General features: G+C 66.7%; 10 protein-coding genes. 6 read left to right on the forward strand and 4 right to left on the reverse strand.

The genetic code is table 11. The features are described 5' to 3' along the window. The 4 genes from recF to dnaA all read right to left on the reverse strand — a co-directional run. Positions 1-676 (reverse strand): DNA replication/repair protein RecF (recF, locus tag ASJ79_RS12480; protein WP_156448405.1); only part of this gene is annotated, 676 nt, incomplete at its 3' end. A 13-nt stretch (positions 677-689) separates the two neighbouring features. Beyond that, a complete protein-coding gene (gene gnd / locus ASJ79_RS12485; RefSeq protein WP_067955546.1) occupies positions 690-1,583 on the reverse strand; it encodes a phosphogluconate dehydrogenase (NAD(+)-dependent, decarboxylating) in 894 nt (297 codons plus the stop codon). 32 nt (positions 1,584-1,615) lie between these two features. After that, complete coding sequence (dnaN, locus tag ASJ79_RS12490; RefSeq protein ID WP_067955548.1) at positions 1,616-2,812, reverse strand: DNA polymerase III subunit beta; 1,197 nt, start codon at positions 2,810-2,812, stop codon at positions 1,616-1,618. A gap of 562 nt (positions 2,813-3,374) precedes the next feature. Beyond that, on the reverse strand, positions 3,375-4,853 hold the full coding sequence (gene dnaA / locus ASJ79_RS12495; protein WP_067955550.1) for a chromosomal replication initiator protein DnaA: 1,479 nt from the start codon (positions 4,851-4,853) through the stop codon (positions 3,375-3,377). Between the two features lie 599 nt (positions 4,854-5,452). On the opposite strand from dnaA, the gene rpmH reads away from it, so the two are divergent. From rpmH to rsmG, 6 genes are all read left to right on the forward strand, one after another. After that, complete coding sequence (gene rpmH, locus ASJ79_RS12500) at positions 5,453-5,596, forward strand: 50S ribosomal protein L34 (protein WP_003930923.1); 144 nt, start codon at positions 5,453-5,455, stop codon at positions 5,594-5,596. Between the two features lie 19 nt (positions 5,597-5,615). Further along, a complete protein-coding gene (rnpA, locus tag ASJ79_RS12505; RefSeq protein ID WP_067955554.1) occupies positions 5,616-5,975 on the forward strand; it encodes a ribonuclease P protein component in 360 nt (119 codons plus the stop codon). Next, entirely contained in the window at positions 5,972-6,301 is a 330-nt protein-coding gene (gene yidD, locus ASJ79_RS30955; RefSeq protein WP_082753813.1) for a membrane protein insertion efficiency factor YidD, read from the forward strand. The genes rnpA and yidD overlap by 4 nt, the downstream gene beginning before the upstream one ends. Then, on the forward strand, positions 6,285-7,385 hold the full coding sequence (gene yidC, locus ASJ79_RS12510; protein WP_197420191.1) for a membrane protein insertase YidC: 1,101 nt from the start codon (positions 6,285-6,287) through the stop codon (positions 7,383-7,385). The genes yidD and yidC overlap by 17 nt, the downstream gene beginning before the upstream one ends. 36 nt (positions 7,386-7,421) lie before the next feature. Beyond that, positions 7,422-7,982, forward strand: coding sequence for a R3H domain-containing nucleic acid-binding protein (locus ASJ79_RS12515; protein ID WP_067955556.1), 561 nt, complete (start codon positions 7,422-7,424; stop codon positions 7,980-7,982). Between the two features lie 89 nt (positions 7,983-8,071). Continuing rightward, on the forward strand, positions 8,072-8,683 hold a 612-nt coding region (gene rsmG, locus ASJ79_RS12520; protein WP_067955561.1), incomplete at its 3' end, for a 16S rRNA (guanine(527)-N(7))-methyltransferase RsmG.

The following is an 8,683-nucleotide window of genomic DNA, read 5'->3' on the forward strand; positions in this document are numbered from 1 at the left end:
CGGCACGTGACGCCGGCGCCAGCAGCTGGTAGGCCTTCTCCACCTCGGCGGCCAGCTCGTTGACGAGTTGCACTCGGGCCGTGATCAATTGGGCTCCGTGGTGGGCGAGATGCCCGTCCCACACGTCGAGTGTCTCGAGGGCGCCGCGGTCACCGCGGAACCGGGCCCCGGACGCGGTCTTGAGCAGCGCGGTGCGCTGCCTGACCACCTTGTCGTAGTCGGCGCGCACGGCGGCGATCCGGGGACGACGCGTGGTGGCGAGCTCGTCGAGGTAGCGCCGGCGTTCGCTCGGGTCACCGCGGACCAGCGCGAGGTCCTCGGGAGCGAACAGCACCGCACGCAGCACGCCGAGAATCTCGCGGGCAGACCGCACCGGGGAGCGGTTCAACCTCGCCTTGTTGGCCCTGCCCGATGTGATGTCGAGATCGACGGCGAGTTCCCGGCCGTCGTTGACCACGATGGTGGACACCACCGCCCGGTCGGCTCCGGCACGGATCAGCGGTGCGTCCGACGCCACCCGGTGCGAACCGAGCGTAGCCGAATACCACAGCGCCTCAACGAGATTCGTCTTACCGAAGCCGTTCGGTCCGACGAAGACGGTGCGTCCCGGCGTCAGCTCGAGCTCGACGCGGGCCCACGACCGGAAGTCGGTCAGCGCCAGGTGACGTACATGCACGGATACACCTCGGTCAGCCCGATTCACTCACACGCTTGACGGCGTGGCCACCGAACTGGTTACGCAGCGCCGCAACAGCTTTCATCGTCGGGGACTCGTCCTGGCGGGACAGGAACCGGGCGAACAACGCCGCGGCGATGCTGGGTACCGGGACCCGGAGCCGGATCGCCTCCTCGACCGTCCACCGGCCTTCACCGGAATCCTCGGTGTAACCACTGATCCCGGCCAGACCCGGATCTTCTTTCAGGGCCTTGGCCAACAGCTGCTGCAGCCATGACCGCACCACCGTGCCGTTGGTCCAGGCCTGGAACACCGCCTGAGGGTCCTTGACCAGGTCCTCGGCGGCCAGCATCTCGTAACCCTCGGCGTAGGCCGTCATCAGCGCGTACTCGATGCCGTTGTGCACCATCTTCGCGAAGTGGCCGGCGCCGACGGGGCCGACGTGGACGAATCCGTCCTCGCGGGGTCCCGGCGGGCGCAGGGTCTCGAAGATCGGCATCGCCCGCGCGACATCGGCGTCGGCGCCGCCGACCATCAGGCCGTACCCTTCGGTCAGCCCCCAGATGCCGCCGGAGACGCCGGCGTCGATGAACGCGATTCCCTTCTGCGCCAACAACTCCGCGTGCGGTGCGTCCTCGGTGTATCGCGAGTTGCCGCCGTCGATGACCAGGTCGCCCTCACCGAGGACGCCGGCGAGCTCGGTGATGGTGCTGTCGGTCACCGTTCCCGACGGCACCATGACCCAGACCACTCGCGGCGACTGCAACCGGGCCGCGAGCTCCGCGAGGGAGGCCACATCGGACACCTCCGGCCTCGGGTCGTAGCCCACCACCTCGTGGCCGCCGTCGCGCAGCCGGGCGCGCATGTTGAAACCCATCTTGCCCAGGCCTATCAGACCCAGCTGCATGCCACTGCCCCTTCTTGTGTCGATCCTTCGGCTCAGCCGGGAAGGCGAACCGGCATCAGCAGGTAGACGTAGTCGGTCTGCGCGGCCGGGAACGGACCGGTGCCCGTCGTGCTCCCGTCATCCTCTCCTGCCGGACGAAGGACCGCAGGACGGCTGGGGGTGGTGAAACCGAAAGTCACCCGCTCGGCGTGCAGGGAGCTCAGGCCGTCCGTCAGGTAGGTGGGGTTGAACGCGATGGTGAGCGGATCACCGGAGAACTGCACCGGCAGGTCCTCTTCGGCGCGACCGACATCGTCGGCGCCGGCCGCCAGCCGCAGCACGTCGTCGGCGAACTCCATCCGGACCTGCGCACCACGGTCGGCGACCAGCGCCACGCGCTTGATCGCCTCGGTGAGTTCGGCGACCCCGATGGTGGCCACCGCGGTGTGCTCGGTGGGCAGCAGCTGGCGGAATTTCGGGAACTCGGCGTCGAGCAGCCGGGTGGTGCTGCGCTTGCCCTTGCTCCGGATGCCGAGCAGGCCTTCCTTGCCCACAGTCGGGCCGGATCCCAGCGAGAGGTGTACTTCCTGGCCGTCGGTACCGGCCTTGGCGGCTTCGGCCAGCGTCTTCGCCGGGACGAGCACCGCGGCCTCGACTCCGGGGGCGCTCGTCGACCACGTCAGCTCGCGGACCGCCAGACGGAACCGGTCAGTGGCGGCCAGGACGACCTTCTCGCCGGCGATCTCGACGCGGATGCCGGTCAGCATCGGCAGGGTGTCGTCGCGGCCGGCGGCGACGGCCACCTGGCCGATCGCCTCGGCGAACAGCTCGGAGGACACCACACCGGTCTCGTCGGGCAGGGTCGGCAGGGTCGGGTAATCCTCCACCGCCATCGTGGGCAACGAGAACCGCGCGCTACCGCAGGTCAGCGACACCCGGGTGCCCTCGACGCTGACGTCAACCGGTTTGGCCGGCAACGCCCGGACGATGTCGGAGAGCAGCCGACCGGACACCAAAACGCTTCCCGGAGAAGCGATCTCGGCAGGTATCTGGACCTCGGCGGAGACCTCGTAGTCGAACCCCGAGACCGTCAGGCCTTCGTCGGAGCCGGTGAGCAGCACACCTGCCAGTACCGGCACCGTCGGACGGGACGGCAGGTTACGTGCGACCCACGCCACTGCGTCGGCGAAGTCCTCGCGAGTCAGCCGGAACTTCAGATCCGTCAGACCAGCCGTTGTCGCCACGTTCATAGCGTCCCTTCGATGCACACCCCGACAAAGCAATGACCAGCAATTTCCCCGGAGAGCGCCCGCCGTGCCAACCGAGCACGCGGCGACGACCGGAACGGCTGTCGATGAACCACCGTAGAGCTTTCGGCTCCAACTTGAAAGCTAAACGATGGTGCTGACACGCAGGCCGGGGGAGGGGTAGCCGGACCGGTGGATCACAACTTTCCCTAAGGCCCTTCTTCTAGAAGAAATCTAGAGATTAATACGAGTATCAGTATTAGGCGTTGTGCAGACTGGGGATAACGCCGCTTTGCCGCAGGCCAGCGGTGCGGTGCCGGTGTGCGCAACTTGGGGAGTTCTGTCGGACGGATCCGGGAGGCCTGGGGATGCGGGCGCAGTTGGGGAGAATTCCGGACCGAGCGGCTGGTTTGGCCTCAGGTTGTGCACAGCCTGCTGCACAGCCCGCGCTGTGATGCCTGGGACTGCTGTGACGGAAGGTTTTGGGCGCGGACGGGCGACGCCGAGCGACACGCGGAGACGACACGCCCGGCACGAGCCGGGACGAGTGGACAGCAGGAGAGCGTCAGCGCTTCGCGCGCTGCCGGATCCGGGTGGTGAGTTCCTTGACATGGTCGAAGACCTCGCGGCGCTCGGCCATCTCGGCGCGAATCTTCTTCTCCGCGTACATCACCGTGGTGTGATCGCGGCCGAACGCCTGCCCGATCTTCGGCAGTGAGAGGTCGGTGAGTTCACGGCACAGGTACATCGCGATCTGCCGCGACTGGGCCAGCGCGCGGGTCTTCCCGGGGCCGCGCAGCTCCTCGACGCTGGTCTCGAAGTACTCGGCCGTGGCGGCCATGATCGCGGCGGTGCTGATCTGCATCGTGGTGGGGTCGGAGATCAGATCCCGCAGCACGATCTCGGCCAGCGATTTGTCGATCGGTGTCTTGTTCAGCGACGCGAACGCGGTCACGCGGATCAGCGCACCCTCGAGCTCGCGGATGTTGCGCTCGATCCTGCTGGCGATGAGCTCCAGCACATCGCCCGGCACATCGAGCCGGTCCATCTGAGCTTTCTTGCGCAGGATGGCAATTCGCGTCTCAAGCTCGGGCGGCTGGACGTCGGTGATCAACCCCCACTCGAACCGGGTGCGGAGCCGGTCCTCGAGGGTGGCCAGCTGTTTGGGCGGCCGGTCCGACGAGATCACGATCTGCTTGTTCGCGTTGTGCAGCGTGTTGAAGGTGTGGAAGAACTCCTCCTGGATGCCGTCCTTGCCTTCGATGAACTGGATGTCGTCGACCAGCAGCACGTCGATGTCGCGGTAGGTGCGTTTGAACGACGCGCGGCGGTCGTCGCGCAGCGAGTTGATGAAGTCGTTGGTGAATTCCTCGGTGGAGACGTACTTGACCCGCATCCCGGGGAACAGCCGCTGCGCGTAGTTGCCGGCCGCGTGCAGCAGGTGGGTCTTGCCCAGACCGGATTCGCCCCAGATGAAGAGCGGGTTGTACGCGCGTGCCGGTGCCTCGGCGATGGCCAGGGTGGCCGCGTGGGCGAAGCGGTTGGACGCACCGATGACGAATGTGTCGAAGGTGTAGCGGCGGTTGAGGTTGACCGAGCTGCTGTCGTCCTCGACCGCGCGGTTGGCGCGGTTGGAGAAGAACGACGGCCAGCTCTCCTCGGCGCTGGCCCGCGCGGCCAGATCGTCGTCGACGACGTCGTCGTCCGCGTCGGGGACCGGGGCCGGTGCTGCGGCGAATCCGTCGTCGGGGTCGTCCGGAACCGGATCGGCGATGCGGACGCCGAGTTCGACACGCTGACCGAGCTGGCGGCTCAGCGCCGCCACGATCGGTTCGCGGAGGTGACGTTCGATCTCGTTCTGGACGAACGGGGTGGGCACCGACAACAGCGCGAAGCCCTCGGTGATGACCAGCGGCTTGACCAACTTGAGCCAGGCCCGCTGCTGAGGGGTCAGGGAACCGTTCCCGACACCGTCGGCGCCGTTGAGCTCGGTGACGACGTCGTTCCAGATCGAGACGAAGGGGGGATCGGGGTCAGTGCTCACCGACGCTCACCCCCTCGAGGTCCCTGCGGGGACGTGCTGTAGGACGACGACGAACTGTCCACAAAGTTATCCACAGGTTGTGGAGAGAGGACGTTCGTCGCCGTCTGGTTGCCTACCGGCGAGAACACCTCGGTGCCTGAACTCATCACGATGCAATCAGTGGGCTCGCGGCGGAGGGCGGGTGTCCTCGCTTCGTTGTCTTTCGCCGATCCGCAGTGGAATCGGCATTGCCAGAAGCTAACAGTTTTCTCTCCGGGTGCCAACAGTTCTGCAACATTGCGGGATGCGCAATCATGGTCGGGCCCAATAGTTCCAGACGCGCGTGACGGCTGTGATCACTGTGATGTGGCTGACGTGTTTCCGAACGTGCCACGAACGCCACACGATGGTGATCTAGCAGGTTTGACCCAGGAATTTCTCGCCAGTACCCTCGAACAGTCGCCCGCACGTGGCGATACGGCTGCGACCGGCCCCGCCGGGGACCGCGCCGGCTAGCTTTGCGAGACCGATCGAGCTTACCAACGGCCGACTGCGTCACGTCCGTCATGAATCGCATGTCGGGCGAACGTGGAGGCCAGACTCAACAAGGAGTGACTGCCGTGGCCAAGGGCAAGCGGACCTTCCAGCCGAACAACCGTCGCCGCGCGAAGGTGCACGGGTTCCGGTTGCGGATGCGCACCCGCGCCGGTCGTGCGATCGTCACGGCCCGGCGCGCCAAGGGCCGTCGTTCACTGACTGCGTGACCCGGCCAGGTCTGTCGCGGTGCTTCCGGCCCAGAACCGGATGACGCGGTCGACCGAGTTCGGTGCCACAGTGAGTCGCGGGACGCGGGCGGCACAGCCCGATCTTGTGGTGTACACGCTGCGTTCTGACCAGACAGGTGACCCCGGACCCCGGGTCGGCCTGATCGTCTCCAAATCAGTCGGCAATGCCGTCCAGCGTCATCGGGTGTCCCGCCGGCTGCGGCACGCGGCGCGGGCGGTGCTCGACGATCTCGATCCCTCCGAGCGGGTGGTGATCCGCGCGCTGCCGCGCAGCCGCGATGTGATCTCGCCGCGGCTGGAACAGGAACTGCGGACCGCGCTGCAGCGCATCAGGGACCGGAACGGATCTCGGTCGTGACCGCCCGGTCGCGTGCCGTGCGGTGCGCGGTGTACGTCATCCAGCTGTACCGCCACACCATCTCCCCGCTGCGGCTGCCGACATGCCGGTTCATGCCTACCTGCAGTCAGTACGCCGTTGACGCGCTCACCGAGTACGGCTTCTTCCGGGGCGGGTGGCTGGCCCTGGTTCGTCTCCTCAAATGCGGTCCATGGCATAACGGAGGGTGGGACCCGATACCCGAGCGCGAATGTCACAGTGACGCAACGGGTGCACAGAGCTGTGACGTAGCCGATCACCGGCAGAGTCCGGTACAGCAAGGGAAGAGTCATACGAGTGTCGTTTAATTGGTTCAGCCTCGACATCATCTACTACCCGGTGTCGGCGATCATGTGGGTCTGGTACAAGGCGTTCGCCTTCCTGATCGGTCTCATCCCGGGTGTGGACGGTCCGTCGAACTTCTTCGCGTGGGCGCTGTCGGTGATGTTCCTGGTGTTCACCCTGCGCGCGATCCTGTACAAGCCGTTCGTCCGGCAGATCCGGACCACCCGGCAGATGCAGGAACTGCAGCCGCAGATCAAGGCGCTGCAGAAGAAGTACGGCAAGGACCGCCAGCGCATGGCGCTGGAGATGCAGAAGCTCCAGCGCGAGCACGGGTTCAATCCCATCCTCGGCTGCCTGCCGATGCTCGCTCAGATCCCGGTGTTCCTCGGGCTCTACCACGTGCTGATGTCGTTCAACCGGACCCAGACCGGCATCGGCCGGCTCGGGTTGTCGGTCGAGGAGAACCGGACCCTGCCGAACTACGTGTTCAGCGCGACCGACGTCGGCAACTTCCTCGACGCGAACCTGTTCGGGGCGCCGCTGAGCGCGACGATGATCCAGCAGCACGGTCTGGACGCGTTCACCGAATTCAACCGCCTGTCGGTGATTCTGGTCGGTGTGCCGGTGATGATCCTGGCCGGCGTCGCGACGTACTTCAACAGCCGGGCCTCAATCGCGCGGCAGAGTCCGGAAGCGGCCGCCAATCCCCAGACCGCGATGATGAACAAGCTGGCTCTGTATGTGTTCCCGCTCGGCGTGGTCGTCGGTGGTCCGTTCCTGCCGTTGGCCGTGATCATGTACTGGCTCGCCAACAACATCTGGACCTTCGGTCAGCAGCACTACGTGTTCGGGATGATCGAGAAGGAAGAAGAGCAGAAGAAGGCAGAGGCCCTGGAACGCCGGGCCGCCAATGCCCCGGCGCCCGGCGCCAAACCGAGCCGCAAGAAGAAGGCGGCCAGCGAAGCCACAGATGCAGCCGACGGAGGCCCCGCGACGACCGCGGAGCCGCCGGTATCCGAGCAGCGGCAGGCGACATCCGCAGCGCAGAACGGGGCGGGCAATCGCACCCCGAAACCTGGCGCGCGACCGAAGAAGCGGAAACGTTGACGCGCGGGCGACCGCGGACAAAGGAGAGGTGTGGCAATGACTGAGACAGACAACGACACGAGCAGCCCCGACACGGAGCTGGTGGCCGTCGAGGACGACGTCGACAACGAGGTCGCCGGCCCGGGCGACGACCTGGAGGAGAAGTTGGTCGCCGAGGGCGAGATCGCCGGCGACTACCTCGAGGAGCTCCTCGATCTGCTCGACTTCGACGGCGACATTGATCTGGACGTGGAGGGTGACCGGGCGGTCGTCAGCATCGACGGCGGCACCGACCTGAACAAGTTGGTCGGGCGCAAGGGCGAGGTGCTGGACGCGTTGCAGGAGCTGACCCGCCTGGCCGTGCATCAGAAGACCGGTGAGCGCAGCCGGCTGATGCTGGACATCGCGCAGTGGCGGCGTCGCCGCCGCGACGAGCTCGCCGCGCTGGGGGAGAAGGTCGCCCACCGCGTGCTGGAGACCGGGGAGCGTGAGGAGCTCTCGCCGATGACGCCGTTCGAGCGCAAGATCGTCCACGACGCGGTGGCCGCCGTGCAGGGTGTGCACAGCGAGAGCGAGGGCGTGGAGCCGTCCCGCCGGGTGGTCGTCCTCGTCGACTGACCCTCGCCACAGAGTTACATCAATGTAGTTCTGCTTCAGCCCAGGGAGTCGGTCGTGGTCTCGCCGCGCACAGTCGGAGGATGTTTCACGTGAAACATGCGGAGGTTCCACAGCCGCCTCCCGCTGCGGCCGAGGTGTTCGGTGGCGCGATGGACGCGGCTGCCCGGTACGCGGAGATCCTGGCGGGCGCCGGCGTGGAGCGCGGCCTTCTCGGTCCGCGTGAGGTGGACCGGTTGTGGGATCGGCATCTGTTGAATTGCGCCGTCGTCGGTGAACTTCTGGAATCCGGGGAGCGGATCGCCGACATCGGTAGTGGTGCGGGCCTGCCCGGGATACCGTTGGCTCTGGCCCGGCCCGACGTACACATCATCCTGATCGAACCCCTTCTCCGGCGCAGCGAATTCCTTCGCGAGGCGATCGAAGAGCTGGGTGTCGACTGCAGCGTCGTCCGCGGTCGTGCCGAGGATCGAGCGGTGCGCGAGGAGGTGGGGACGACGGACGTCGTGGTGTCGCGGGCCGTCGCCTCGCTCGACAAGTTGACCAAGTGGAGTACCCCCCTGCTGAGGGAGGGCGGCCGGATGCTGGCGATCAAGGGGGAGCGGGCCGATGAGGAAGTCCGGCAGCACCGGCGGTCGATGGCTGCGCTCGGAGTGTCGAAGGTGAAGGTGGAAAGATGTGGCGCGCAGTACGTGGAGCCGCCC

The organism is Mycobacterium sp. NAZ190054 (assembly GCF_001545925.1).
Taxonomy (GTDB): Bacteria; Actinomycetota; Actinomycetes; order Mycobacteriales; family Mycobacteriaceae; genus Mycobacterium.

Excerpts from the sequence above, each read along its gene's own strand:
- gnd (WP_067955546.1), bottom strand. The coding sequence starts at position 1,583 with ATGCAGCTGGGTCTGATAGGCCTGGGCAAGATGGGTTTCAACATGCGC.
- dnaN (WP_067955548.1), bottom strand. The coding sequence starts at position 2,812 with ATGAACGTGGCGACAACGGCTGGTCTGACGGATCTGAAGTTCCGGCTG.
- ASJ79_RS12515 (WP_067955556.1), top strand. The coding sequence starts at position 7,422 with ATGACTGAGACAGACAACGACACGAGCAGCCCCGACACGGAGCTGGTG.